We start from the raw sequence: 25,609 nt of genomic DNA on the forward strand, positions 1-25,609 counted from the left end.
CGTCGACCTCGCCGACGAGCACGGAGTCGGCTGGATCGACGGGGTCGAAGCCCCGGTGTCGATGCGCACCGTGAATCAGCTCATCTGCGCCGGCGGGTACCGCAAGATCGTCTTCGGCGTGAACGGGGAGGTCCTCTACCTCGGCGGCAAGGAAAGATTCTTCAGCCAGGCCCAACGCCGCGCGATCGCCGCCCGCGACGGCGGCTGCATCATCTCGGGCTGCCAGGTCAACGCGGCCTGGGCCGAGGTGCACCACATCATCCCCTGGGCCAACCACGGCCCCACCGACATCAACAACGGGGTGCTGCTGTGCTGGTTCCACCATCACAGCATCGAGACCTCGGGGTGGCTGATCCGGATGGTGCGCGGCAAACCCGAGGTCATGGCCCCGGTCTGCTACGACCCGGCCCGCACCTGGGTACCGGGCCAGGACCACCGGGCCCACCGGGCCAGCGGTGCCGGCCGCGGCAACCGGGCCAGGACCCGCGCCCACCCCCAGGCCACGGTTTCAACCGACTAGCCGCCAACAGTCGTGTCAGGCTCGTGAGCGTGCGCGGAAGGCGCCGGGAGTGACCAGGAGGCCATTGCGGGGCTGCTGAGGCTGCTGAGGCTGCTGAGGTTGCTGAGGCTGGTGAGGCTGGTGAGGCTGGTGAGGCTTGCAGGGCCTGCTGTGACTCCTACCCGACCGTGTTCATCAGCAGTGGGCCGCAGAATGAAGAACGCCCGGCCCCGCAAGCGGGGCCGGGCGTTTCTACTGTGGAGCCACGGGGAATCGAACCCCGGACCTCCTGCTTGCAAAGCAGGCGCTCTACCAATTGAGCTATGGCCCCGCATGATCACGGGGAGTGGAATTGAAGCATGTGTGCAGTGCTACGTGGGGATACCGGGATTTGAACCTGGGACCTCTTCGTTATCAGCGAAGCGCTCTAACCAACTGAGCTATATCCCCCTCTTGGGCAGATTTGAGACTACCCGATGCGGCGGGTAAATCCCAATCGAGCCGGAAATCGGCCCGATCGGGATGACCCGAGACTAGTTGTTCGTGAAACCGACGAGCAAACCGCCGGTGATTTTCACGCTCAGGTTGTACAGAACCGCGTACACGGCTCCCAATGCGGTGATGACGACGGTGTTCAGGATGGCCACCACGAAGGCGAACCCCATGACGTTCCCGATCGAGAGGATGCTCGCCAGGTCCGAGGAGGAACCTGCGATGTCCGTGTACAGGGCGTCGATCTTGTCAAAGATTCCAGTGCCGTTCAGAACGGTGAAAATCAGGAACGTGGCGACAATGGTGACGATGCCGAGGCACAGCGCGACCAGAAACGACAGCTTGACCGCGGACCAGAAGTCGACGTAGACGAGCTTGAGCCGGACCTGCTTGGTCGTGGCCGGCTTGCGTCCGGACTTCTTGGCGAGCTTTTCGGCGACACTACTCATTTACGGGCTCTTCCTCTCCTAAGACGCTCTCCGGGTCGCCCGCGGTGATTTCGGCGACCAGATTACGCTCAGTGTTCTTCGCAATGGCGATGATTCTGTCTTCATCCGCAAACTTGGCGAAGACCACGCCCATCGTATCCCGTCCCTTGGCCGGGACCTCGGAGACGTCAGAGCGTACCACCTTGCCGCTGGCAAGTACCACCAGGACCTCGTCCTCCTCCTCGACGATGAGGGAGCCGACCAGGTCACCGCGGTCGTCATTGAGCTTGGCCACCTTGATGCCCAGGCCGCCGCGGTTCTGCAGGCGGTACTGGTCTGCGGCGGTGCGCTTGGCGTACCCGCCCTCGGTCACCACGAAGACATACCCGTCGTCAGAGACCACGGATGCGTCCAGCAGGCTGTCGGCGCCGCGGAAGTGCATGCCGATCACGCCGGAGGTGCTGCGTCCCATCGGCCGCAACGCCTCATCGGACGCCGTGAACCGGATGGACATGCCCTTGCGGGACACGAGCAGCAGGTCGGAGTCGTCCTCGACCAGCAGGGCGGAGACGAGTTCGTCACCTTCGCGCAGCTTGATCGCGATGATGCCGCCGGTGCGGTTGGTGTCGTACTCGCTGAGGGCGGTCTTCTTGATCAGCCCGTCTCGCGTGGCCAGGGTCAGATACTGGGCCACTCCGTAGTCACGGATGTCCAGAATCTGCGCGATCTGCTCGCCCGGCTGCAGTGCGAGCAGGTTGGCGACGTGCTGACCCTTGGCGTCACGGCCGGATTCTTGGGCCTCGTAAGCCTTGGCGCGGTAGACCCGCCCGGTGTTCGTGAAGAACAGGAGCCAGTGGTGCGTCGTCGTGACGAAGAAGTGCTCCACCACGTCATCGGCGCGCAGCTGGGCGCCCTTGACGCCCTTGCCGCCGCGGTGCTGGTTGCGGTAGTTGTCGCTGCGGGTTCGCTTGATGTAGCCGCCGCGGGTGACCGTGACCACCATTTCCTCTTCGGGAATGAGATCTTCGATCGACATGTCGCCGTCGAACCCGAACATGATCTCCGTGCGCCGGTCGTCGCCGAACTTGTCGGTGATCTCGGTGAGTTCCTCACTGATGATCGTGCGCTGGCGCTCCGGGCTGGCAAGGATCGACTTGAACTCCACGATCAGCAGTTCCAGCTCGGCGGCCTGGTCGATGATCTTCTGGCGTTCGAGCGCGGCCAGGCGGCGCAGCTGCATGGTCAGGATGGCGTCGGCCTGGAGCTTGTCCACGTCGAGCAGTTCCATCAGGCCGGTGCGGGCGTCGTCGACCGTGGCAGAACGACGGATGAGCGCGATCACCTCGTCGAGGGCGTCGAGGGCCTTGAGATACCCGCGCAGGATGTGCGCATCCGCTTCGGCCTTGTTCAGGCGGAACTGGGTGCGCCGAACGATCACTTCGACCTGGTGAGCGACCCAGGCGGCGATGAAACCGTCCAGGGACAGGGTGCGCGGCACCCCGTCGACGATCGCGAGCATGTTCGCGCCGAAGTTCTCCTGCAGCTGGGTGTGCTTGTAGAGGTTGTTCAGCACGACCTTGGCGACGGCATCTCGCTTGAGAACGATCACGAGGCGCTGGCCGGTCCGGCCGGAGGTCTCGTCCCGGATGTCGGCGATGCCGCCGATCTTGGCGTCCTTGACCAGATCGGCGATCTTGATCGCGAGGTTGTCGGGGTTGACCTGGTACGGCAGTTCCGTGATCACGAGGCAGGTGCGGCCCTGGAGCTCCTCGATGCTGACGACGGCGCGCATCGTGATGGATCCGCGGCCGGTACGGTAGGCATCCTGGATGCCCTTGATTCCGAGGATCTGGGCGCCGGTGGGGAAGTCAGGGCCCTTGATGCGCTGGATCAGCGCTTCGAGCAGCTCGTCCCGGGTCGCCTCGGGGTTCTCCAGGTACCACAGGGCACCGGCCGCCACCTCGCGCAGGTTGTGCGGCGGGATGTTGGTGGCCATTCCCACGGCGATACCGACCGAGCCGTTCACCAGCAGGTTCGGGAACCGCGAGGGCAGCACGGTGGGCTCGAGGGTGCGGCCGTCGTAGTTGTCCTGGAAGTCGACGGTGTCCTCGTCGATGTCGCGCACCATCTCGAGCGCGAGCGGAGCCATCTTGGTTTCGGTGTACCGCGGGGCTGCGGCGCCGTCGTTGCCGGGAGAACCGAAATTGCCCTGGCCGAGGGCCAGCGGGTAGCGCAGGCTCCACGGCTGCACGAGGCGCACGAGCGCGTCGTAGATCGAGGAGTCGCCGTGCGGGTGAAACTGGCCCATCACGTCGCCGACGACGCGGGCGCACTTCGAGAAGGCCTTGTCCGGGCGGTAGCCGCCGTCGAACATGGCGTAGATGACGCGGCGGTGCACGGGCTTCATGCCGTCGCGCACGTCGGGCAGCGCGCGCCCGACGATGACGCTCATCGCGTAGTCGAGGTAGGAGCGCTGCATTTCCAGCTGCAGATCGACCTGGTCGATCTTGCCGTGCTGCACGAGGTGCGCGGCCTTGGCGGCGGTGTCTGCTGCCAGCGACGCGGCATCGACCTCGGTGCTGCCCTCGCCCGGGGTGTTGGTGTCGCCGGTGTTAATGTCGTCAGATGTCAAGGAAACGCACGTCCTTCGCGTTTTTCTGGATGAAGTTACGGCGGGACTCGACGTCCTCGCCCATCAGGGTGGAGAAGATTTCATCGGCGGCGGCAGCGTCGTCGAGGGTGACCTGCAACAGCGTGCGGGACTCGGGAGCCATGGTGGTCTCCCACAGTTCCTTGTAATCCATCTCGCCGAGGCCCTTGTAGCGCTGAATGCCGTTGTCTTTCGGGATGCGCTTGCCGGCCGCGGCGCCATCGGCCAGCAGCGCGTCGCGTTCCCGGTCCGAGTAGACGTACTCGTGCGCCGAGTTCGCCCACTTCAGGCGGTAGAGCGGCGGCTGGGCCAGATAGACGTACCCCAGATCGATCAGGGGACGCATATACCGGAACAGCAATGTGAGCAGCAGGGTCGTGATGTGCTGGCCGTCGACGTCGGCGTCGGCCATCAAAACGATCTTGTGGTACCGCACCTTGTCCGGGTTGAACTCTTCGCCCATGCCCGCGCCGAACGCGGTGATCATGGCCTGAACCTCGGCGTTTCCGAGGGCACGGTCGAGTCGCGCCTTCTCCACGTTCAGAATCTTGCCGCGAAGCGGCAGGATGGCCTGGAATTCGGGGTTACGGCCCTGCACGGCGGACCCGCCGGCCGAGTCACCCTCGACAATGAAGATCTCGGAGAGGGACGGATCCTTGCTCTGGCAATCCTTGAGCTTGCCGGGCATGCCACCGCCCTCGAGGAGGCCCTTGCGCCGGGCGGTCTCGCGCGCCTTGCGGGCGGCCATGCGCGCGTTGGACGCCTGAAGCGCCTTGCGGATGATCTCCCGCGCCGGGTTCGGGTTGCGGTTGAACCAGTCGGACAGCTGGTCGTTGGCGACCTTCTGCACGAAGGACTTCGCCTCGGTGTTGCCCAGCTTGGTCTTTGTCTGGCCCTCGAACTGCGGCTCGGCCAGCTTGATCGACACGACGGCAGTCAGACCCTCCCGCACGTCGTCGCCGGTGAGGTTGTCATCCTTTTCCTTCAGGATTCCCTTTTCCCGAGCGTACTTGTTGACGAGCGTGGTCAGCGCGGCTCGGAAACCTTCTTCGTGCGTGCCACCCTCGTGGGTGTTGATCGTGTTCGCGTAGGTGTGCACGCTTTCGGTGTACGCGGTGGTCCACTGCATGGCCACCTCGAGCGCCATTTTCCGCTCATGGTCTTCCCACTCGAAGGAGATGATCTCGTCGTTGACGAGGTCGGCCTTCTTGGCCCGGTTCAGGTACTCGACGTAGTCGACGAGGCCCTTTTCGTAGAGGAACGTGCGGCTGACCGGCTTGCCCTCGTCGTCGAGGTGCTCCGGCCGCTCGTCCGTGAGCGTCAGGCTGAGGCCCTTGTTGAGGAATCCCATCTGCTGGAAGCGCGCGCGCAGGGTCTCGAAGTCGAATTCGATGGTCTCGAAGGTTTCCGCGCTCGGCCAGAAGGTGATGGTCGTGCCGGTCTCGTCGGAAGGTTCGTCCATCGTGAGCGGGGCGTTGGGCACGCCATCGGCGAAGCTCTGTCGCCAGACGTGTCCCTGTCGGCGCACCTCGACCTCGAGGCGGGACGACAGAGCGTTGACCACGGAACTGCCGACGCCGTGCAGACCACCGGATACCGCGTAGCCGCCGCCGCCGAACTTGCCGCCGGCGTGCAGAACGGTCAGGACGACCTCGACGGTGGAACGGCCCTCCGCCTTGTGGATGTCGACCGGGATGCCACGGCCGTTATCGGCGACGCGAACGGCGCCATCCGACAGGATTCTGATGTCGATGGTGTCGCAGTGGCCGGCGAGGGCCTCGTCGACGGAGTTGTCCACGATCTCATAGACCAGGTGGTGCAGACCGCGCGGACCGGTGGAACCGATATACATTCCGGGTCGTTTGCGAACGGCTTCAAGTCCCTCGAGAACCTGGATATCGTCGGCACCATATCCGTGCTCCGGCTCGATCTGTGGTTCAACTGACATCTGAAATTGGGCTCCTGACCGTCGCGCGGGCGACCCTTTAGCTTACCAAACGGGCCAAGCGTACGGGCCACAAACGGGCATCTGAGAGGTTTTATTCGCGGGGTTGACCTGTTTTGGCTACTTAGCCGTAGGTATCGCGCGGACCGCGCCCTGGAATTGATCTGGGACCCTTTTTCCAGGAGGGGGCGTTGGGCCCCTGAAAACGGATTGACTCGATGCCGGCATCCGGGTAACGGACCGCGATCTGAGTCATGATTTCGACCCGCATCATGCGCAGCTGCGTCGCCCACGCGGTCGACTCGCACTGCACCGTCAGCACACCCTCGTCGATTCCGGCCGGAGTGGAGTGTTTCGACGTTTCCTCGCCGGCCAACTCGATCCAGGAGGCCAGCAGCTCGGATTGGGCCAGCGGTGAATTCCAGCCCAGCTGCAGGGTGAGGGAGTTAATGGTGTCGCCCAGTCCCCGGGGGTCCCGACCCGCGCCGAAGGGAACACTCGAGCCGATCTCGGGGCCGGGTCTCCGCCGTGCGCGGATCCGTTTCGCGTTGGGATCGCCGAACACGTCTTTGAATCGCAGGTAGACCCTGGATGCCTCGCTCGGCTCAGCCATCGACGACCGCCCCGGCGTGAATGTGGATCGTGTGTGCCGTCAACTCCTCGGGAACATCCTCGAGCACCGCGGCGGTGATCAGAACCTGCTCGAAACCGGTGACGGCGGCCGCCAGCCGGCGGCGGCGGGACAGGTCCAGTTCGGCGAAGACGTCGTCGAGGATCAGCACCGGGTCGCCCGTGGCAGAATCGCGCCGCAATAACTCGGCCGACGCGAGCTTGAGGGCGAGCGCGAATGACCAGGACTCACCGTGGCTGGCATAGCCCTTGGCCGGCAGGGCATTGAGCATGAAGATCACGTCGTCGCGGTGCGGCCCGACCAGGGTCATCCCCCGGTCGATTTCCTTACGGCGCAGCCCGGCCAGGGCCGTCCGGAAAGCATCCGCCGTCGTGCCCGCGGTGTTCGTGCCGATCGATCCGTCTGGCCCGGTGCCGGACGAGGGCGGCGGGGTTACTTCGCCGGCCGCTTCGTCTTCGCTGTCCGCCCCGGTGATGCTGAGCAGGGGCACCAGTGCGGGGCCGTGATTCTCACCGGCGACGGCCTGGTACGCCGTGCCCAGTGGTTCGCCGAGAAGGCGAACGAGTTCGGAGCGTTCGTCGATGATCTCGGAACCGAGCGACACCAGGCGGTCGTCCCAGATTTCCAGCGTCCCCAGCTGCGTGGTGCGCAGTCCGGATGCCCTGGCCGACTTCAACAGGGTGTTGCGTTGGCGCAGCACCCGGTCATAGTCCGCCAGGACGCCCGTGAGCCGCGGACTGCGCAGCACCAGCAATTGATCGAGGAAGCGCCGGCGCCCGGACGGGTCTCCGCGCACGAGCGCGAGGTCTTCCGGGGCGAACAGCACGCTCGAGAAATAGCGTGTCAGCTCCCGGGTCTTGATCACGGACCGGTTGACCTGGGCCCGGTTCTGGCCGGACCGGTTGATCTGAACCTCGGTCAGGATGTCGCGCCCGTTGTACTCGAGCTTCGCCCGGATGATCCCGGCATCCTGGCCGGCGCGAATCATGGCCGCCGTATTCGATACCCGGTGAGAGCTCAGGGTACTCAGAAAGCCGAGGGCTTCGACCAGGTTCGTCTTGCCTTGGCCGTTGCGGCCCACAATGAGGTTGGGCCCGGGCGTGAACGCCACTTCGACCTGCGCGTAGTTGCGGAAGTCGGTCAGGGACAGGTGAGTTACCCGCACCCGTCTCAGTCGGCCTTTTTGACGGCGTGACCACCGAATTGGCTGCGCAGCGCCGCGACCGCCTTCATGGCCGGCGAGTCGTCCTGTCGGGAGACGAACCGCGCGAAGATGGCTGCGCTGATCGTGGGGACAGGAACGGCATTGTTGATGGCTTCTTCGATCGTCCAACGGCCTTCACCGGAGTCCTCGACGAAACCTTCGATTTCGCGCAGTTCGGGATCCTCGTCCAGGGCCTTCACCAGTAGCTCGAGCAGCCAGGACCGCACGACCGTTCCACGCTGCCAGGCCTTGAAGATGCCCGGAACGTCCTTGATTAAATCGTCGCGCTTCTCCAACAGTTCATAGCCCTCGGCGTATGACTGCATCAGGGCATATTCGATGCCGTTGTGCACCATCTTGGCGTAGTGACCGGCGCCGACCTCGCCGGCGTGCACGAAGCTCTCTTCACGTGGTCCTTCCGGGCGCAGTGCGTCGAAGACGGGCATGGCCCGCTCGACCTGCTCGGCCGAACCGCCCACCATCAGGCCGAAACCGTTCGTCAGTCCCCACACGCCGCCCGAGACCCCGGCGTCGATGTAGTGCACTCCCTTGGCGGCCAGGAGTTCAGCATGGACGAAGTCGTCCGTGAAGCGGGAATTGCCTCCGTCGATGACCAGGTCCCCGGCCGTCAGGACTCCCGACAGCTCGGTGATCACGGCATCCGTCACGGCCCCGGCGGGCACCATCACCCAGACCAGACGGGGGGCGGGAAGTGCCTCGATCAGCTGGGCTACATCGGCCACATCCGACACCTGGGCGTTCCGGTCGTAGCCCGTGACCTCGTGACCCCGCTCACGGAGACGGTCGCGCATATTCGCGCCCATTTTGCCGAGACCGATGATGCCAATGTGCATTGTTGTCCTTTAAGTGCTGCCGGTTTACTGCCGGTTTTCTAGTGCTGCTGGGTGGTAGCTGGCTGATCGGCCTAGCGCAGCAGCAGGTTCGGCTGGAGCAGGTACTTATAGCTGTCGGCGCCGGCCTGCTCGCGTGAGGTCTGGCTGGTGATCAGCACGGGGCCGGGCTTGTTGGGGTTCTCGGTCTTCGTGAACGAGATGCGAACGAATTCCGAGTGCACGGCGCCGAGGCCGTCCAGGAGAAACTGAGGCTTCAGCGACACGACGGTGTCGGTGCCGGAGAGGATCGCGTCGATCGTCTCGGAGGCCTGCGCCTGCTCGGATCCGACCGCTTCGAGGGTGAGACCGTCCGCGGTGAAGGTGAAGCGGAGGGCGGCCTCACGCTCGAGCACAAGCTGGACGCGCCGGGTGGCCTCGATCAGATCTGCCGTGTTCATGACCGCGTAGTTGTCGACGTTCTCGGGGAACAGCCGGCGCACGGGCGGGTAGTTCCCCTTGATCAGCAGTGACGTGACGGTCTTTTTGTCGGCCGTGAATGCGATCAGTTCCCGGTCGTCCGTGTTCGTAATGGCGATCGAAATGGTGCCGCTGTGGCCGAACGTCTTACCGACCTCCTGAAGAGTGCGTGCCGGCACGAGGGCCGTGATGGTGTCCGTGCTTGTGGTGCTGCCCGGGTCCCAGTCGATCTCCCGGACCGCGACCCGGTAACGGTCGGTGGCGACGAGGCTGAGGCTGTTCTCGGTGATCTGCAGCTGCACGCCGGTGATGACCGGCGTCACGTCGTCGCGTGAAGCGGCAACGGCGACCTGGGCGACAGCGGCGGAGAATTCTTCGGCCGGAACGAGCCCGGACTGCGCGCTGACCTGCGGGATGCTCGGGTATTCCTCAACCGGCATGGACAGCAGGGTGAAACTCGCGCTGCCGCAGCTGACCGTGATGCGGGACTCGTTGGTGGAAAAGTGCACCGGAGCGTTCGGCATCCGGCTGGCGATGTCCGCGAGGAGTCGGCCGGAGACCAGTACCTTGCCCACTTCTTCGACATCAGCGGCGATCTCGGTCTGCGCCGAAACCTCATAGTCGAACGAGGAGAGGATGAGGCTGGTTGCGGTCGCTTCGATCAGCACGCCGCTCAAAATGGGCAACGTGGTGCGCTGGGGAAGAAGCTTGACAGCGAAGGAGACGGCTTCACTGAAGACGTCCCGGTTGGCCTGAAATCTCACGAAGTCGCTCCTGTTCGGTTTAGACCTGGATACGGCCTCAATGGTAGTCGTGTTTTTGTTGGGACCCCGTGACACCGGCGGTGGCACTAAAGGTTGTTGGATCGAGAGAGATAGAAGTTAATTGTTAATATTCTTAACCAGTGTGGAAACTGTGGATAACTTTGTGGATACGGTTCCCTGACTGGGAACTACAACCGTGTGACTTGTTAGCAGCCTGTGAGCGTTAATCGCTCCTCGGCGGTGGGCCCTCGGAGGCCCCGAGCGAGTTTGCACAGGCATGACCCGAGTTTCTACAGGTTGAACCCAGTTGTGCAAAGTGTTTCCACAGGTTTATCCACAGGTGTGAAAACTGGGTCGAAAGGGACTTATTTGTAGCGGTGGTTCTGCTTGATGCGGTTCGTGAGCTCTGTGACCTGGTTGTAGATCGAGCGTCGTTCCTTCATCAGTTCGCTGATCTTCTTGTTGGCGTACATGACCGTGGTGTGGTCGCGGTTGCCGAACAGCTGGCCGATCTTGGGCAGGGAGAGGTTGGTCAGCTCACGGCACAGGTACATCGCGATCTGGCGCGCCGTGGCGATGGCCTGGGAGCGGGAGGAGCCGTAGAGGTCGTCGACCGAGAGCTTGAAGTAGTCGGCCGTGTTCGTGATGATGTCCACCGGAGCGATGACGTTGTCCTCGTCGAGGGTGATGAGGTCTTTGAGCACGGTCTGCACGAGGTCCATGTCGACAGGGGTGCGGTTCAGGCTGGCGAATGCCGTGACCCGGATGAGTGTTCCTTCCAGTTCGCGGATGTTCGACGAGACCTTGGAGGCCATGAATTCCAGGATGTCGTGGGGGACCTGCAGCTTCTCGCTCTGGGCCTTTTTGCGCAGGATGGCGATCCGGGTCTCGAGGTCGGGCGCCTGCACATCCGTGATCAGGCCCCACTCGAACCGTGAGCGCATGCGGTCCTCGAAACCGGTGAGGTGCTTGGGCGGCAGATCGCTGGTGATGACGACCTGTTTGTTGTGGTCGTGCAGGGTGTTGAAGGTGTGGAAGAAGGCTTCCTGGGTTTCCGCTTTGCCCTGCAGAAACTGGATGTCATCGATCATCAGGATGTCGATGTTGCGGTACCGGGACTGGAAGGCGGAGCCCCGGTTGTTCGCGATCGAGTTGATGAAGTCGTTCGTGAATTCCTCGGAACTCACGTACCGAACACGGATGCCGGGGTACAGGCTCATCGCGTAGTGGCCGATGGCGTGCAACAGGTGGGTCTTGCCCAGTCCGGAGGAACCGTAGACGAACAGCGGGTTGTATGCCTTAGCCGGCGCTTCGGCGACGGCGACGGCCGCGGCATGGGCGAAACGGTTGGACTGGCCGATCACGAAATTGTCGAAGCTGTACTTCGAATTCAGCCGGGTGTCGTGCGGTCGCTCCGGCGATGTGCTCTCGAAAACCGATTGCGGGGCTGCCGGGGTCTCCACATCGGGTGCGGACGAGGACTCGTGGACCGGTCGGATCGATTCCTGTTCCAATTCAGGATTCACCACGACGTAGAAGGTCGAGACCGCAGTGGACTCGTCGAGCTGGCCCATCGCCGTGAGCAGCGGAACGCGCATACGCTGGTTCAGCATGCTCGCCGTGAATTCGTTGGGCACCTCCAGGTAGAAGGTGCCGGCAGCGATTCCCTTGGGTTCGACCAGATTGAGAAAGCCGTACAGCATCGGTGTGATGGTGTCATCGGATTCCAGACTGGTCAGTACTGACCGCCAGGTCTCCTCGATCGGCTGTTCTTCGGTGGCCATGGTTTCCCCGTATCTCTAATTGTTGCCTTCTACGGCGAGAGAGATCGAGGGCTGTGCCCGACTCCGAACGCGTGATCCAGCCAAAGCATCCACAAGGTTATCCACCGCCTGTGTGCAAATAAGGCCGAATTCTCAGGGTTTGTTGAAAACCTGTGGATAACTTTGTCTCACGGTAGCCAATCACCGACGGTGAGGCCAAATTCGTTCGCAGTTCGTGCGCGTGTCGATGACGGAAAAGGGCGAGAATGTGTGTAAAACCAACTGTTCAGGGACTGCGAGTTTGACCAGCACCGGTCGAAGCCGTAGTTTTAATCAGTTGACCCCAGCCCGAGGGCTACCTCACTCTTTCCCGGCCGCTCAGTTTGGCCTACGGAGATTTAACACGTGGAGACAAAACCATGAGCAAGAGAACGTTTCAGCCGAACAACCGCCGTCGCGCCAAGGTGCACGGCTTCCGCCTTCGCATGAAGACCCGTGCCGGCCGCGCAATTCTGGGTGCTCGCCGTCGCAAGGGTCGCATCGAACTTTCCGCTTAAGCACTCTCGTGCTCGCGGGGGCCAATCGCATCACCAGCGGCGACGACTACAAAGCAGTCGTTCGCCGGGGTGTGCGGGTCGTTGGCCCACACCTGGTGACCTACCTGCGCAGGAACCCCGATGGGGTCCCCGTGCGGTTCGGGTTCATCGTGGCGAAGAACGTCGGTGACGCCGTCAGGCGCAACCGGGTTCGGCGCCGCCTGAAAGCCGCGAGTTTCGAGTTGCTGTCGGCCGTGCGCCCGGGAACGGATGTCGTCATCCGCGCACTGCCCTCCGCGACCGACGCCGAATGGTCGACCCTGCGCGCAGAACTGTCCGAGGCACTGGAGAAATACCAGCGCAACAACGGTTCCAGGGTCAAACCGACGAGCGCGATTCGAGAGAGTCGGTAAACGTCGGTGAACAGGGTCCTGGTAACACTGCTGCTCCTCCCCCGCAACGCGGGGGTTCTGCTCCTGCGGGCATATCGGGCCGTGATCTCCCCGCTTTACGGCGATGTCTGCCGGTACTACCCCTCCTGTTCGGCGTATGCACTCGGCGCCGTTCAGGAATACGGACTCATCGTGGGTTCAGCTCGAGCCGCGCTCCGGCTGGGCCGATGTCATCCATGGACCGAAGGCGGGATTGATGACGTTCCCCTCAAGCGGAAGCGTCGCTACACCGTGACGCCGTTTGGTTTTGTTATCGCAGCGAGCCACGGAAAGGGCTGACGCAAAGATGGACCTCCTAGGTACGATTCTCTGGCCTCTGAAATGGGCCGTCGAGCTTCTGCTCGTCGCCTTCCACTGGCTGTTCTCCAACATGGGGATGGGCTACAACGACGGCATCACCTGGGTGCTCTCCATCGTCGGCCTCGTCATCGTGGTGCGGGCCGCCCTGATCCCGATCTTCGTTCGGCAGATCAAGAGCCAGCGCAAGATGCTCGAGGTTGCTCCGCAGCTCAAGAAGATCCAGGACAAGTACAAGGGCAAGAAGGACCAGTTCTCCCGCGAGGCCATGTCCCGCGAGACCATGGAGCTGTATAAGCGCACGGGCACGAACCCGCTGAGCTCCTGCCTGCCGCTGCTGCTGCAGATGCCGATCTTCTTCGCCTTGTTCTCGGTGCTCAACGACGCCCAGAAGAGCCAGGCCGGCGTCGGGCCACTGAACAGCGATCTCGCCAAGAGCTTCGGCAACGCCCTCCTCTTCGGCAACGCCCCACTGCACGACTCGTTCGCCTCCCAGTGGACCAAAATGACGTCTGGTCAGGACTTTAACGCCACGGTCATGATCATTGCAGCCACCATGGTCGTGCTGATGACCGCGTCACAGTTCATCACCCAGCTTCAGATCGTCTCGAAGAATATGTCGCCGGAAACCAAGGCGAGCCCCATGTTCAAGCAGCAGCGCATCATGCTGTACCTGCTCCCCCTCGTCTTCGCCTTCTCCGGTGTCGCCTTCCCCCTCGGCGTGATGTTCTACTGGCTCACGTCCAACATCTGGACGATGATCCAGCAGTTCCTGGTCATCCGCAACATGCCGACGCCCGGCAGCGAGGCCGCCAAGGCCCGCGAGGAGCGTCTCGCGCGCAAGGGCAAACTGATCGCCCCCGACGGTGAGATCATCGTGGTTGAAGAACCCAAGAAGCCCCAGCGTCAGCAGCCGGTTGCGAAGAATCGTGCCAAGAAGCAAACCGGCCCCAAGAAGTAAGAAGAGACGAACGTGACTGAGAACTCAGATGTGATCGCCGCGGATGCCCCGGCAGACGACTCCCCCAGCCTCGACCAGCTCGAGCAGGAGGGGGATATCGCCGCCGACTACATCGAGGAATTCCTCGACATCTGCGACCTCGACGGGGACATCGACATCGACGCGCGCAACGGTCGGGCCTACCTGTCCGTCAACTCCGCGGACGTGGCGAACCTCCGGTTGCTGTCCAAGCCGGACACGGTCAATGCTCTTCAGGAGCTGACCCGGCTCGCCGTGCAGAACAAGACCGGTTCCTTCTCCCGGTTGATCCTCGACATCGGTGGATCGCGCGACGCCCGCCAGGCGGAACTCGCGTCTCTGGTGGCCCGCGCGGTGGAGCGCATCGAAGCCGGTGCCTCCGAGGCCGCCCTGCCGCCCATGTCCTCGTACGAACGCAAGCTCGTGCACGACCTGGTCTCCCTGGCGGGCTATGTGTCCGAGTCCAGCGGCGAGGGCCGGGACCGCCACACGGTCATCTCCGCTTCCTAGTTTCACGTGAAACATTGACTGACGCACTTGAGGTCGAGCCCGCCGCGGCGGCCGTCCTGTTCGGGGACCGGATCGAGGTGGCGCGAGCGTTCGTGGAGAACCTGGCGGCTCAGGGCGAAGAGCTGGGCCTGATCGGGCCGCTCGAGTTGCCGCGGCTCTGGAGCCGCCACATCCTCAACTGCGCCATTGTCGCTCCCCTGCTTCGACCGGGCCTGGTCGGCGATGTCGGGTCCGGCGCCGGGCTGCCCGGTCTGGTTCTCGCGATCGCGCGACCGGACGTGACCTTCGTTCTGATCGAACCGATGGAGCGCCGGGTGGCATGGCTGAACTCCCAGGTCGCCGCGCTCGGGCTTTCGAACACGAGCGTCGTTCGGGCCCGCGCAGAGGAGGTGCGACTCTCCCGCCCTCTGGACCAGGTGACCGCCCGCGCGGTGAGCGCCTTCCGCACGCTGATCCCGCTGACCGCCCCCTTGCTGCGGTCCGGTGGTGAGCTGGTCCTGATGAAGGGTGCGGGCGCCACCGCCGAGGTGGAGTCCGCCGCGAAGGCTGTTCGCAAGTACCGTCTCAGCAATGTTGAGGTAATCACGCTCGGCGAGGGCGTGCTGCAGGACGTGACGAGGGTCATAAGGGCTACAGTGGATTAGGTCCCCGGTGTCTGCGTCTTGTCTGCGTTTTTCAGTGGTGAGACACAACCGGGTCGCCCGTCGGATGGCTCATCAATCGTCGAACGCAAAGGTTTCACGTGAAACATCCTGGCGAATCCCAGCAAGTCAGCAAGACCGCCGCAGGGTACGACGACACCACTCCCCTGGCCCGGGAGATCTCGGATCTGACCCGCCGCCGGCAGTTGATCGCTTCGGAACGTCTGCCGAAGCCGGACAGCACCCGGGTCATCACGATCTCCAACCAAAAGGGCGGCGTCGGCAAGACGACGACGGCGGTGAACCTGGCCGCGGCGTTGGCACGGCAGGGTGCACGTGTGCTGGTGATCGACCTGGACCCACAGGGAAACGCCTCGACTGCTCTGGGTGTGGAACACCGCGCCGACACCCCGAGTGTCTACGACGTGATCGTCAATGACGTGGAGATGGCCGGGGTCGTTCAGAGCAGTCCGGAATTCGGCAACCTGTACTGCGTCCCGGCCACGATCCACCTGGCCGGCGCCGAAATCGAGCTGGTTTCCCTGGTTGCGCGGGAGCAGAGGCTCAGCCGGGCGCTGGCGCGGCACCTGAAGTCGATGGCCGACCCCTACGACTACGTCTTCATCGACTGTCCCCCGTCGCTCGGCCTGCTCACCATCAATGCATTCGTCGCCGCCCGCGAGGTCCTGATCCCGATCCAGTGCGAGTACTACGCACTCGAGGGTCTCAGCCAGCTGCTCAAGAACATCGAGCTGATCGAGAAACACCTGAACCCCGACCTGTCCGTGTCGACGATTCTGCTGACGATGTACGACAGCCGCACCAATCTAGCGAACCAGGTGGCGCAGGATGTGCGCGATCACTTCCCGGAACAGGTGCTCAGCACCCTCATTCCGCGTTCTGTACGCGTTTCTGAGGCCCCCAGCTATGGTCAGAGTGTCATCAGCTACGACCTCAACTCAGCAGGATCGCTCTCCTACCTCGAAGCAGCAGCAGAAATCGCCCGCCGGGGCGCCCCGAAAACAGGAGAAGTTCAGTAATGGCGAAAAGAACAGGCCTCGGACGTGGCATCGGCGCGTTGATTCCCATCCACGATGACCCGACGCAGGCCCGTCCCGTCGACGTGTTCTTCCCCTACTCGGAAGAACTCCGGCCGGTGGCGAACGTGGAGCTGGTTCCGGTCCCCGGTGCGCGCCTCGCTCACCTGGATCCGGGCGACATTGTGCCCAATGCGCACCAGCCCCGCAGCGTCTTCGACGAGACAGACCTCGCCGAACTCGTACACAGCATCAAGGAAGTCGGTGTGCTGCAACCCATCGTGGTGCGCCCGATCGCTGAGATGCCGGGCAAGTTCGAGCTGGTCATGGGCGAACGCCGCCTCCGCGCCACCAAAGAGGCCGGCCTCGCTACCATCCCCGCCGTCATCCGTGAGACCGCGGATGTCGACATGCTGCGCGACGCCCTGCTGGAGAACCTGCACCGGGCGCAGCTCAATCCGCTCGAAGAGGCCTCGGCCTACCAGCAGCTGCTCGCGGATTTCGGCATCACCCAGGACGAACTCGCGTCGAAGATCGGCCGGTCGCGCCCTCAGATCACCAACACCATTCGTCTGCTCAAACTGCCCGAACCCGTGCAGCTGCGCGTCGCGGCCGGGGTCCTGACGGCCGGTCACGCCCGTGCGATCCTCTCCGTCGGCGACCTGGCGGGCATGCTCCAGCTGGCCGACAAGATTGTGAACGAGGACCTCTCCGTTCGCGCCGCGGAGGCCGCTGCCACCTCCCTGCCTCGGCTGGCACCGGTGAGGCCGGCCGCCGGGCGGCGGCAGGGACACCTGGACGAAATCGCCGAACACCTCGGAGATCGCCTGGACACCCGGGTAAAGATTCATCTCGGTGTTCGAAAAGGCCAGATCACAATCGATTTCGCTACAATTGGCGACCTTAACCGCATCCTCGGTGTTCTGGGGGAACCCGGCTTCGGAACCAGCTAGCCCACCCCCCCCCCCCGGCGGGAACATGTTTCACGTGAAACATTTGGCACGGTAATACGAGAGTGTCCAGCTCGGTGCGGGTACACCGTTGTCCAAGGTGCACGGTGTCCTGGCCGGAGGCGCTTCGGCCACGGGCGAGCAACTGGCCGACTGGAATGTTTCACGTGAAACCCCCGGCGCGGTTGCTCTGCATATGGCCGCGGCCCGACTCGTCCGTGGCGAAACTGTGGGGACTCTGTCACATCAGCGACAGCGTCACCGACAGCAGCAGGCCCGGCGCGGGCGCCGGTGATCAGAGTGAGTAGTCCTTGAGCGGTCCCTTGTTCAGGGAGGTGCGGTGGCCACCAGGGCGTTTTGGACGTGCCACGGGTCCGTAGTGAACCCCTCTCCGCGCCAGGTCCGTCTCCGTTGATCGAAGGAGCGGGACCCAACAGTGCGTCACTATTCTTCGCGAAGCCCTGGGTCGCCAGACCCGGGGTGTCTTTCTGACCATTTTCGCGTCACCAGGAGGCATGCTAAGGGATGGCTGGGGATAACAGAACGGTCTTTAGGAGGGCCAGAGGAGGTCGAAATGGAGGCGAATCAGCTGGCGGGCGTGACCAGACGGTTGGCAACTCATGTTTCACGTGAAACACTGCAGCGGACCGCGCGGTCCGATTGAGCTCGGCGGCGTCGCCGCGGTCAGGACCCGGCGATCGCCGCCCGGGCGAGGGCCTCGTAGACGGCGCCGAGCGATTCGCCGGTCGCTTCGATACTCAGCGGCGAGAGGGACGTCTCGGTCAGGCCGGGGAGCACATTCGCTTCCAGGAACCAGAGCACGCCGTCCGGGTCGACGATCAGGTCGATCCGCGAGATGTGGCGCAGGCCGAGCAGTTGGTGGATCGCGACCGCGGTTTCGGCGGCGCGGTCGGCGATTTCCTGGTGGATCCGGGCTGGAGTGTAGAACAGGGTCTCCCCCGCGTTGTAGCGGGCCTCGAAGGAGTACACGCCGTCGATGGGCACGATCTCCACGGCCGGCAGGGCCACGGGACCGTGGCCGCGGTCGATCACGGTGACGGCGAGTTCCGTTCCGGTGATCCGCTCTTCGACCAGGGCCACGGTGGCGTAGGTGTACGCGTCCACCATGGCGCGCGGCAGGCCGGCTGCGGACTCGACGATCGTGACGCCCTGGGCGGATCCGCCCTCTGAGGGCTTGACCACCAGCGGGATCGGCAGTGCGGTCAGGAGGTGCTCGAGCACGCTCGCCGCGCCGAGGTCGCGGAAGGTGTCGGTGGAGAGGGCGATGGAATCCGGAGTGGCGAACCCGGCCCGGCGGACAAGCTCCTTCGCAATCGGCTTCGACCAGGCGAGGCGGGCCGGGCCGCCCTGGGAGCCGACGTGAGGGATGCCGGTGGTTTCCAGGAGGGCCAGAAGCGCGCCGTCCTCGCCGGTGGCACCGTGCACGACGGGCCAGATGACATCGGGGTTCCGCCGGGTGAGTTCGGCGAGCATCCCGGCCTGGGGGTCCAGCACCGAGACGGTGTGTCCCAGACTGGTCAGGGCATCGGAAACCCGGCGCCCTGACCGCAGTGACACATCCCGTTCGTGGGAGATCCCACCGGCGAGAACAACAATGTCAAGTGGCAAAAAATCGCTCATGATCAGGTATTTTCCTTGCTCTAGCTGGGAAAGTCGAAGAATTAGGCGGTCTCGGGCGGCGGTGAGCCGAATCGAGCGCTCTCGCGCAAGGGGTCCAGCGAGCCCGTGCCGGCGAAGGTCTCGAGCAGGTCGAGCTCGTCCCTGATCACGGTGGCGAGGCGGCGCACGCCGATCCGGATATTTCCCGGGGTCGGATAGCAGAACGACAGACGCATGTTCTGGCGTCCGTCTCCGTCGGCGAAGAACGCGGTTCCGGGCGTGTAGGCGACGAGTTCCTTGACGGCGCGCGGCAGCATCGCCTTGGAGTCGAGCCCTCCCGGCAGCGTGACCCAGACGTAGAAGCCGCCGTTGGGGTTGGTCCAGGTCAGCTCCGGCAGATACTCCTCCAGAGCGCCCAGCAGGGCGTTCTTGCGTTCGTGGTAGACCCCGCGGAAGGTGTTGATCTGGCCCTTCCAGTCCGCCGTGGCCAGGTACTCGGAGATGACCAGCTGGCTGAAGGAGCTGGGTGAGAGCACAGCGGCCTCGTTGGCGAGCACCAGCTTCTCCCGGATGGCGTGCGGGGCCAGCGCCCACCCCACCCGGAAACCGGGCGCGAGCGTCTTGGAGAACGTGCCGAGATAGACGACGCCCTCCTGCTCGAGCGAGCGCATGGCATCCGGTGCCGGCTGGTCGAAGTACAGCAGCCCGTAGGGGTTGTCCTCCAGCACGAGGATGTCGTTCTGGCGGGCGATCTCGAGAATCTCCACCCGGCGTTCCCAGCTCAGGGTCACTCCGGCCGGATTGTGGAAGTTCGGGATCGTATAGAGGAACTTGATGGTCTTGCCGGCCGCCTTCAGCCGCACGATGTGCTGGCGGAGGGCCTCGGGGATGAGTCCGTGCTCGTCCATCGGCACATGGTCGACCTCGGCCTGGTACGACTTGAAGATGACCATGGCGGTGACGTAGCTGGGGCCCTCGGACAGCACGACGTCTCCCGGGTCGAGGAAGAGCTTGCTGACCAGTTCCAGGGCGTGCTGGGAACCGGTCGTCACGACGACGTCGTCGGCGTGGGCACGGATGCCTTCCAGCGCCATGACCTCAAGGATCTGCTCTCTCAGCACGGGAACTCCCTGACCAGAGCCATATTGCAGGGCAACCGGACCCTGCTGTCGCATGACGCTGTCCATGGCGTTGATCACGAGTTCCTGCGGCAGGGCGGCGACGAACGGCATGCCTCCGGCGAGCGAGACGACCTCGGGGCGGGAGGCCACGGCGAACAGCGCCCTGACCTCGGAGGCGCGCAGCCCGGCGGCTCGATCGGCGTAGTGGTGGTACCACGGGTCGAGATTGTTACCGGTCTGGGGGGAGCGCTGTCCTGGCACGTCACTTCCGATCTGGTGAGGTTTCAATCGTATGGGGTATGGCCCGGGCGGAATCACAAAAAATGCCCGCCCGGCGTGAGCCGGGCGGGCATTGCGCCTCAGGGAGACGAGAGTGTTGCTGTTACGCGAGGTACGCGGCCAGGTCCTTCTCGAGTGCGACCTTGGGCTTGGCGCCGATGACGGTCTGGACGACCTCGCCCTTCTGGAACACCTTCATCGCGGGGATGGAGGTGATCTGGTACTTGGCAGCCAGGGCGGGGAAGTCGTCGACGTTCAGCTTGACGATGTCGAGCTTGTCAGCGTTCTCGCTGGCGATCTGGTCGAGGATCGGGCTGACGGCGCGACACGGGCCGCACCATTCCGCCCAGAAGTCGACCAGAACGGTCTTCGAGTTGTTGATGACTTCCTGGTCGAAGGTGACGTCGGTGACGGCGCGTGCAGACATGTGGTTTCTCCTTAGTTCGTGGACGTGGTGAGGACGGTCTCGCCGGCGCTGGCCAGCAGGTCCGCGGGCAGGGAAGCAAGATAGTGTTCCGCGTCGAGGGCGGCCACGGTGCCGGATGCGGCGGCCGTAACGGCCTGGCGATAGGTCGGGTCGATGACGTCCCCGGCCGCGAAGATGCCGGTCTGGCTGGTCTTCGAGGTGCGGCCGGCGACGGCGATGGTGCCCTCAGGGGTCAGGTCGAGCTGGTTGTGCACGAGGTGGGTGCGCGGGTCGTTGCCGATGGCGACGAAGATGCCGCCGACGGGGAGCGGGCTTTCCTCTCCGGAGATCGTGTTGCGCAGGACCAGGCCGTCGACGGCATCCGTGCCCGTGATGCCGGCCACTTCGGAATTCCAGACGAATTCGATCTTGGGGTTGCTGAACGCGCGCTCCTGCATGATCTTGGAGGCCCGAAGGGTGTCCTTGCGGTGCACTACGTAGACCTTGCTCGCGAACCGGGTGAGGAAGGTGGCCTCTTCCATGGCGGAGTCACCGCCGCCGATGACGGCGATGGTCTTCTCCTTGAAGAAGAAGCCGTCGCAGGTGGCGCACCAGGACACACCGCGGCCGGAGAGGCGCTCTTCGTCGTCGAGGCCCAGCTTGCGGTACGCGGAACCGGTGGCGAAGATCACGGCGAGAGCCTCATGCTTCTCGCCGCTGCCGAGGGTCACGGTCTTGGTGGTGCCGGTGAGTTCGAGTTCGGTCACATCGTCGTAGACGACCTCTGTTCCGAAGCGCTCGGCCTGCTCCTGCATCTTGGCCATGAGTTCGGGGCCCTGGACGCCCGCCGGGAAACCGGGGAAGTTCTCGACCTCGGTCGTGTTCATCAGCTCACCCCCGGCCTCGACCGAACTGGCGATCAGCAGCGGCTTGAGGTTGGCGCGTGAGGCATAGATCGCGGCGGTGAATCCGGCCGGGCCAGAGCCGATGATGATGATCTGACGCACGCGTAGACTCCTTCAAGTTGCGGGGGAAGCGATCTGGATTGCTCGCTGCCGGGTACAACACATCCTAATCCGATGATATTCCGAGCCGGCTGAGTGCGGGTCAGGCGCCGGCGCGCGGGCCGAGAACCGGTCAGCGGCGACGGATGCGATCGAGCACCGGGTCGAGGAATCCGCGCAGCTCACTGCTGCGCATGAGCAGCAGCAGGCCGAAGTAGACCGCCGACATGCCCAGGCCGATGACGCCCATGGCCAGGACCGCCTGGATCTTCCCCGACAGCGCGAATCCGGCTTCCCGGGTGCCGCCGAGTACCTGCAGGAGAGCGACCCCGGCCAGGATCGCGGGCACGGTGGCCACGGAGTACGTGGCGAGGCTGCGCAGAATGCGCCGACCGTCGATGCCGCCCAGCCGTCCCCGCAGCAGCCACGCGGCCAGCCCGGCCTGCGCGATGCCCGACACGGTGACCGTAAGGGCGACGCCGGCCGCGATCCAGGCGCTGGGCAGGAGTGCGCAGGCGAGGACGCCGATGATGACCAGGGTCACCTGGAACAGGGTGAAGAAGAACGGGGTGCGGGTGTCGCCGAGGGCGTAGAACGTGCGCTGGATGACGAACAGGACGCAGAATGCCACCAGGCCGAGCACGTAGGCGATGATCACGTTGCCGATGCTCAGCACCTGGCCGTACGGGGCCACGAAGACGCGGGCGAACGGGTAGGCGCAGACGGCGATGACGGCAGAGGCGAGCATGATGATCAGGGTGGTCCCCCGGATGGCGGAGGAGGCATCCGTTCTCACCAGAGCCAGCTTCCCCACCGAGGCGTGCTCGCTCATCCGAGTGAAGTAGGCGGTGGCGACCGACACGGTGATCACCGAATGCGGGAGCATGAAGATGAGCCAGGCCGTGTTGAGCGCGGCGACCGACGCGTCGGTGTCGCCGGCGAGCGTGACCACCCGGGTCTCGACGATTCCGGCCAGGGTGGTCAGCAGCAGCATCCCGAAGGTCCAGCTGGCCATCCGGCCGGCCACGCCGAGACCGACGCCGCGGAAGCGGAAGTCGGGGCGGAAGCGCAGGCCGATGCGGTGCCAGAAGTAGAACAAAACGACGGCCTGCAGCACGACGCCCAGCGTGGCAGTCCCGGCCAGGACGGCGATCATCGCGGGCGTGAACCCGGTGGCGAGCCGGGCGCCGTTCGGGTCGGCTCCATAGAGGGCCGAGAAGACGAGCAGGCCCGCGATGGCCACGACATTGTTGAGCACGGGCACCCAGGTGAACGGGCCGAACGACTTACGGGCGTTGAGAACCTCGCCCAGGACCGTGTACAGGCCGTAGAAGAAGATCTGCGGCAGGCACCAGAACGCGAAGGCCGTGGCGAGGGCCAGCGATTCCGGCTTCATGTTCGACCCGTAGAGCACGGTCAGCATGGGGGCGAGCGCGGTGGCTGCGATGGTCGTGGCGGCGAGGATGGCCAGGGCCAGAGTGAGGAGCTTGTTGATGTAGGCCGTGCCGCCGTCGGCGTGCAGGCTGGCCCGCACGATCTGCGGCACCAGCACGGCCGTCAGCACCCCGCCGGCGACGATGACGTAGACGGTGTTCGGCAACTGGTTCGCCACGGCGAACGCGTTCGTGCTCTGGCCGACCTGGCCGATCACCCCGGCGAGCACGATCAGCTTCACGAAGCCGAGGATGCGGGAGACGATGGTCCCGGAGGCGAGGAACGCGCTGGCCCGGCCGATGCTGTCGGTTTTAGGCACGGGGCTCCGTCGTGGGCTCGGAGGCGGCGCCGCGGATGGCCGCAGGGTCGACCTCGACATCGGGTTCGATCAGCTCGCGCCGGCGGCGCACGATGTTGCGCCAGACCCCGAAGCCGAAGAACAGCACCACGAGCGCGGCGAACAGGAGCGAGCCGAGGCCCTCCCAGTCGGCGCGCACGTTGATCGGGATGAGGTGCGGCTGGTCGATCATGCTTCCGGCGGGGGTGAACAGGGTCACGCGCAGGGTCACGGAACCGTTGCCGACCGCGGCCGTCACGGGAATCGTGACGGTGCGGGCCGACTCGGCCTCGATCGTTGACTCGACGTCGTCTTCGACCAGGAGCCGGCCGTTGGAGGGGACGACCTGCACGCGCACGGTCACCGCCTGGTCGAGGGCGTTGTCCAGGGTGACCGGAATGTCCACCTTGCTGCCGACCACGTTGATCGGGCCCTTGGTGGAGACCGTGATCGAGCTGAGCAAATCGGAGGATGCCAGCAGGCTCGTGGTCGACGCGTCCAGCCAGCTGGCCCGGTGCGACGCCCACGACGTGGCGAGCAGGGCCATCAGGTCCAGGCGGTGGCCGCCCGTGACGGCCCCGGGGTCGGACAGGGCGGAGGAGAACGCGGTTACGTCGCTTTCTCGCTCCAGGAGCCGGCGGGCCAGGTTCACGCGGTCGTCGGGCTCGGCCTGGCTGTCGAAGGTAACGTCATCCGCGGCCGCCGCGCTGCGGGCGTCCTGCAGGGAGGCCGGCGAGTGCCAGAGGAGGACCGTCAGAGCGTCGAGGGTTTGGCTGAGCCGGGCGGAGGTGGGCGGCCAGCCCCGGCCGAACGTGGCCACGAGCGTGCGGGCCGTGCCGGGCTGTTCCGCCGAAACGACGGCGAGCTGCGAACTGACCTCGGCCATCGCGACGCTCCAGGCTTCGTCCGTGGTCGCCAGGGCGGCCCGCCGGAGCGAGTCGGAGACGGGACCGTCGGATACGAGCCCCACGCCCCGCCCGGCACCCAGTGCGACGACGCTGTTCGGGGTGAGGTCGGTGGCCTGATGGGAGACGTTGGAACCGGTCAGGATGGTCGTGGTGAGGCCGTTCGCGGTGAAGGTGCCCAGGTCGGCGTCCGCGACCACTCCCTCCGCCGGCCACGCTATGTCCGTAGCGGTATATTCCCACGCCAGCAATTCTTCCGTGGTCGGCGGCGTGCCGTCGGCCGGGGACGCCGGTGGCGTCTGTGCCGGTGCCGTGGCCGGTGCCTGATTCTGCGGCGTCTGGTCCGCCGGGGTCGTCTGGGCCGGCGTCGGCGGCTGGGTGAACAGGGTCGGGTCGATGGCCTGGTCGAAGGATGTCGGTGCCAGCAGGGTGTCGCCGCCCGCCTGGGCCTGCAGCGCAATGTCGGTATCCGCATAGCTCAACGGGAATATATCGTTTCTCGCCAGTGCCAGCCGGTTCAGCCACGCGGTTGCGCTGGGCGGCGCGGACGTGCCGAGGATGCGAATGGAGGCGATGATCATCGGGTCGATGGCGAGCGTGACCGGTCGGCCGATCACGCCGTCCAGCTGTCGGGTCAGTACGCCCGTCGGGCCGGTGAAGCTCTCCAGCGCCTTGGCGGTGATCAGGCCCGTCGACTGTTCCGGAACGGTGATCGGCATGACCACCGAAAGGTTGACCGGGGTGACCTCTTCATCGGAATACCAGACGAACGTGCCGCGGCCCTGCGCCCGCGTTGTTCCCTCCGTGGAGAGGGTGACGGCGATTCCGCGGGCACCCCACGCATTGCCAGTGGTGAGACCCACGGAGTCTGCGGGCACGGTCAGGGTCAGGACCTCGGTGCTGTCGGGCTGGATCGAGACCTTCATGGCCTCGCTCATCAGCAGGTCACCCGGCCTCGTCGATTTCTCGGGATGGAGCCACTTCTCCAGGGCGCCGCGGGTGATGAGGGCGCGTTCGGCCAGATAGACGTCGAGGGTGCCCGGAGCGATCGGATCGACGGTCGGATTCGTGATCGTCACGGTCACGGCCAGGTCCTGGCCCATTTTCAGCGGTGCCAGCGTCGTCGGCGTCACGGAGATCGCCACCGAATCGGCCGAGGTGGCGGCCGGCGATGCAGGGGATCCGGCAGCGTGCGCTCCAGTCGTGAGGCCGGCCAGCACGGGAAAGGCGGGCAGGAGAGCGGCCGAAGCCACCGGGAGCACGCCGGCGAGCAGCCCGATCAGGACGACTCCGGCAGAGGCTCGCACTCGCCGCCGGAGGCCGCGGACGGCGTCGGGGTGAGCGGGCCGGCGCGCAGGAACTGAGTCGGCCACCATAAGGGGATTCTACGGCGTGCCAGGTGGGATAACACTGCG

At 64.8% G+C, this 25,609-nt stretch carries 23 protein-coding genes and 2 tRNA genes; 9 read left to right on the forward strand and 16 right to left on the reverse strand.

Translation table 11 applies throughout. The features are described 5' to 3' along the window. A partial coding sequence (locus tag E3T24_RS03600) for an HNH endonuclease signature motif containing protein (protein WP_134434306.1) occupies window positions 1–520 on the forward strand: 520 nt, incomplete at its 5' end. Window positions 521–757: 237 nt separating this feature from the next. Here E3T24_RS03600 and E3T24_RS03605 read toward each other — a convergent pair. The 10 genes from E3T24_RS03605 to dnaA all read right to left on the reverse strand — a co-directional run bounded on the left by E3T24_RS03605 (window position 758) and on the right by dnaA (window position 11,707). Further along, window positions 758–830, reverse strand: a tRNA-Ala gene (locus E3T24_RS03605). A 45-nt stretch (window positions 831–875) separates the two neighbouring features. After that, window positions 876–949 (reverse strand) — tRNA-Ile (locus E3T24_RS03610). Window positions 950–1,032: 83 nt separating this feature from the next. After that, window positions 1,033–1,440 carry a DUF3566 domain-containing protein gene (locus E3T24_RS03615; protein WP_134365374.1) on the reverse strand — a complete coding sequence of 136 codons (408 nt, stop codon included), beginning with the start codon at window positions 1,438–1,440 and terminating at the stop codon, window positions 1,033–1,035. Beyond that, a complete protein-coding gene (gyrA, locus tag E3T24_RS03620) occupies window positions 1,433–3,976 on the reverse strand; it encodes a DNA gyrase subunit A (RefSeq protein WP_241976063.1) in 2,544 nt (847 codons plus the stop codon). The genes E3T24_RS03615 and gyrA overlap by 8 nt, the downstream gene beginning before the upstream one ends. A 64-nt stretch (window positions 3,977–4,040) precedes the next feature. Beyond that, on the reverse strand, window positions 4,041–6,017 hold the full coding sequence (gene gyrB / locus E3T24_RS03625) for a DNA topoisomerase (ATP-hydrolyzing) subunit B (RefSeq protein WP_134365372.1): 1,977 nt from the start codon (window positions 6,015–6,017) through the stop codon (window positions 4,041–4,043). A 121-nt stretch (window positions 6,018–6,138) separates the two neighbouring features. Then, window positions 6,139–6,627 carry a DciA family protein gene (locus E3T24_RS03630; protein ID WP_134365371.1) on the reverse strand — a complete coding sequence of 163 codons (489 nt, stop codon included), beginning with the start codon at window positions 6,625–6,627 and terminating at the stop codon, window positions 6,139–6,141. Beyond that, the gene (gene recF / locus E3T24_RS03635) at window positions 6,620–7,810 is read right to left on the reverse strand and encodes a DNA replication/repair protein RecF (protein WP_134365370.1); all 1,191 of its coding nucleotides are present in this window, start codon (window positions 7,808–7,810) and stop codon (window positions 6,620–6,622) included. The genes E3T24_RS03630 and recF overlap by 8 nt, the downstream gene beginning before the upstream one ends. A 5-nt stretch (window positions 7,811–7,815) precedes the next feature. After that, on the reverse strand, window positions 7,816–8,703 hold the full coding sequence (gene gnd, locus E3T24_RS03640; protein WP_134365369.1) for a phosphogluconate dehydrogenase (NAD(+)-dependent, decarboxylating): 888 nt from the start codon (window positions 8,701–8,703) through the stop codon (window positions 7,816–7,818). Between the two features lie 71 nt (window positions 8,704–8,774). Continuing rightward, window positions 8,775–9,923 (reverse strand): DNA polymerase III subunit beta, encoded by a 1,149-nt coding sequence (gene dnaN / locus E3T24_RS03645; protein ID WP_134365368.1) that lies wholly within the window; start codon window positions 9,921–9,923, stop codon window positions 8,775–8,777. Window positions 9,924–10,288: 365 nt separating this feature from the next. Continuing rightward, window positions 10,289–11,707, reverse strand: coding sequence for a chromosomal replication initiator protein DnaA (dnaA, locus tag E3T24_RS03650; RefSeq protein WP_134365367.1), 1,419 nt, complete (start codon window positions 11,705–11,707; stop codon window positions 10,289–10,291). A 398-nt stretch (window positions 11,708–12,105) separates the two neighbouring features. On the opposite strand from dnaA, the gene rpmH reads away from it, so the two are divergent. The 8 genes from rpmH (at window position 12,106) to E3T24_RS03690 (ending at window position 17,091) form a co-directional block, all read left to right on the forward strand. Next, the gene (rpmH, locus tag E3T24_RS03655; protein WP_104100646.1) at window positions 12,106–12,243 is read left to right on the forward strand and encodes a 50S ribosomal protein L34; all 138 of its coding nucleotides are present in this window, start codon (window positions 12,106–12,108) and stop codon (window positions 12,241–12,243) included. Window positions 12,244–12,251: 8 nt separating this feature from the next. After that, window positions 12,252–12,635: a ribonuclease P protein component gene (rnpA, locus tag E3T24_RS03660; RefSeq protein ID WP_134365366.1), complete on the forward strand. Its 384-nt coding sequence runs from the start codon at window positions 12,252–12,254 to the stop codon at window positions 12,633–12,635. A gap of 6 nt (window positions 12,636–12,641) precedes the next feature. Then, window positions 12,642–12,953, forward strand: coding sequence for a membrane protein insertion efficiency factor YidD (gene yidD / locus E3T24_RS03665; RefSeq protein WP_134365365.1), 312 nt, complete (start codon window positions 12,642–12,644; stop codon window positions 12,951–12,953). A 7-nt stretch (window positions 12,954–12,960) separates the two neighbouring features. After that, window positions 12,961–13,932 carry a membrane protein insertase YidC gene (gene yidC, locus E3T24_RS03670; RefSeq protein ID WP_134365364.1) on the forward strand — a complete coding sequence of 324 codons (972 nt, stop codon included), beginning with the start codon at window positions 12,961–12,963 and terminating at the stop codon, window positions 13,930–13,932. Between the two features lie 30 nt (window positions 13,933–13,962). Continuing rightward, window positions 13,963–14,460, forward strand: a complete 498-nt coding sequence (locus tag E3T24_RS03675; RefSeq protein WP_174235722.1) for a R3H domain-containing nucleic acid-binding protein — start codon at window positions 13,963–13,965, stop codon at window positions 14,458–14,460. Window positions 14,461–14,474: 14 nt separating this feature from the next. Further along, the gene (rsmG, locus tag E3T24_RS03680; protein WP_134365362.1) at window positions 14,475–15,104 is read left to right on the forward strand and encodes a 16S rRNA (guanine(527)-N(7))-methyltransferase RsmG; all 630 of its coding nucleotides are present in this window, start codon (window positions 14,475–14,477) and stop codon (window positions 15,102–15,104) included. Between the two features lie 98 nt (window positions 15,105–15,202). Next, window positions 15,203–16,141 carry a ParA family protein gene (locus tag E3T24_RS03685; RefSeq protein ID WP_134365361.1) on the forward strand — a complete coding sequence of 313 codons (939 nt, stop codon included), beginning with the start codon at window positions 15,203–15,205 and terminating at the stop codon, window positions 16,139–16,141. Next, on the forward strand, window positions 16,141–17,091 hold the full coding sequence (locus E3T24_RS03690; protein WP_134365360.1) for a ParB/RepB/Spo0J family partition protein: 951 nt from the start codon (window positions 16,141–16,143) through the stop codon (window positions 17,089–17,091). The genes E3T24_RS03685 and E3T24_RS03690 overlap by 1 nt, the downstream gene beginning before the upstream one ends. Window positions 17,092–17,772: 681 nt before the next feature. On the opposite strand, the gene E3T24_RS03695 is transcribed toward E3T24_RS03690, so the two are convergent. The 6 genes from E3T24_RS03695 to E3T24_RS17200 all read right to left on the reverse strand — a co-directional run bounded on the left by E3T24_RS03695 (window position 17,773) and on the right by E3T24_RS17200 (window position 25,570). Continuing rightward, the gene (locus E3T24_RS03695) at window positions 17,773–18,729 is read right to left on the reverse strand and encodes an ATP-grasp domain-containing protein (protein ID WP_134365359.1); all 957 of its coding nucleotides are present in this window, start codon (window positions 18,727–18,729) and stop codon (window positions 17,773–17,775) included. 41 nt (window positions 18,730–18,770) lie between these two features. Next, complete coding sequence (locus E3T24_RS03700) at window positions 18,771–20,090, reverse strand: PLP-dependent aminotransferase family protein (protein WP_134365358.1); 1,320 nt, start codon at window positions 20,088–20,090, stop codon at window positions 18,771–18,773. A 121-nt stretch (window positions 20,091–20,211) separates the two neighbouring features. Further along, a complete protein-coding gene (gene trxA / locus E3T24_RS03705) occupies window positions 20,212–20,535 on the reverse strand; it encodes a thioredoxin (RefSeq protein ID WP_134365357.1) in 324 nt (107 codons plus the stop codon). Between the two features lie 11 nt (window positions 20,536–20,546). Next, window positions 20,547–21,521: a thioredoxin-disulfide reductase gene (trxB, locus tag E3T24_RS03710; protein ID WP_134434307.1), complete on the reverse strand. Its 975-nt coding sequence runs from the start codon at window positions 21,519–21,521 to the stop codon at window positions 20,547–20,549. Between the two features lie 130 nt (window positions 21,522–21,651). Next, entirely contained in the window at window positions 21,652–23,271 is a 1,620-nt protein-coding gene (locus E3T24_RS03715) for a lipid II flippase MurJ (protein ID WP_338145008.1), read from the reverse strand. Beyond that, window positions 23,264–25,570, reverse strand: a complete 2,307-nt coding sequence (locus E3T24_RS17200) for a DUF6049 family protein (RefSeq protein WP_166787148.1) — start codon at window positions 25,568–25,570, stop codon at window positions 23,264–23,266. The genes E3T24_RS03715 and E3T24_RS17200 overlap by 8 nt, the downstream gene beginning before the upstream one ends. Between the last annotated feature and the right edge of the window lie 39 nt (window positions 25,571–25,609).

Source organism: Cryobacterium sp. TmT2-59 (assembly GCF_004403545.1).
Lineage (GTDB): Bacteria > Actinomycetota > Actinomycetes > Actinomycetales > Microbacteriaceae > Cryobacterium > Cryobacterium shii.

Bases quoted from the DNA above. Each gene is read 5' to 3' on its own strand.
- trxA (WP_134365357.1), bottom strand. From the start codon at position 20,535: ATGTCTGCACGCGCCGTCACCGACGTCACCTTCGACCAGGAAGTCATC.
- E3T24_RS17200 (WP_166787148.1), bottom strand. From the start codon at position 25,570: ATGGTGGCCGACTCAGTTCCTGCGCGCCGGCCCGCTCACCCCGACGCC.
- E3T24_RS03695 (WP_134365359.1), bottom strand. From the start codon at position 18,729: ATGAGCGATTTTTTGCCACTTGACATTGTTGTTCTCGCCGGTGGGATC.
- dnaA (WP_134365367.1), bottom strand. From the start codon at position 11,707: ATGGCCACCGAAGAACAGCCGATCGAGGAGACCTGGCGGTCAGTACTG.
- rpmH (WP_104100646.1), top strand. From the start codon at position 12,106: ATGAGCAAGAGAACGTTTCAGCCGAACAACCGCCGTCGCGCCAAGGTG.
- E3T24_RS03630 (WP_134365371.1), bottom strand. From the start codon at position 6,627: ATGGCTGAGCCGAGCGAGGCATCCAGGGTCTACCTGCGATTCAAAGAC.
- E3T24_RS03615 (WP_134365374.1), bottom strand. From the start codon at position 1,440: ATGAGTAGTGTCGCCGAAAAGCTCGCCAAGAAGTCCGGACGCAAGCCG.
- E3T24_RS03690 (WP_134365360.1), top strand. From the start codon at position 16,141: ATGGCGAAAAGAACAGGCCTCGGACGTGGCATCGGCGCGTTGATTCCC.
- gnd (WP_134365369.1), bottom strand. From the start codon at position 8,703: ATGCACATTGGCATCATCGGTCTCGGCAAAATGGGCGCGAATATGCGC.
- yidC (WP_134365364.1), top strand. From the start codon at position 12,961: ATGGACCTCCTAGGTACGATTCTCTGGCCTCTGAAATGGGCCGTCGAG.
- gyrB (WP_134365372.1), bottom strand. From the start codon at position 6,017: ATGTCAGTTGAACCACAGATCGAGCCGGAGCACGGATATGGTGCCGAC.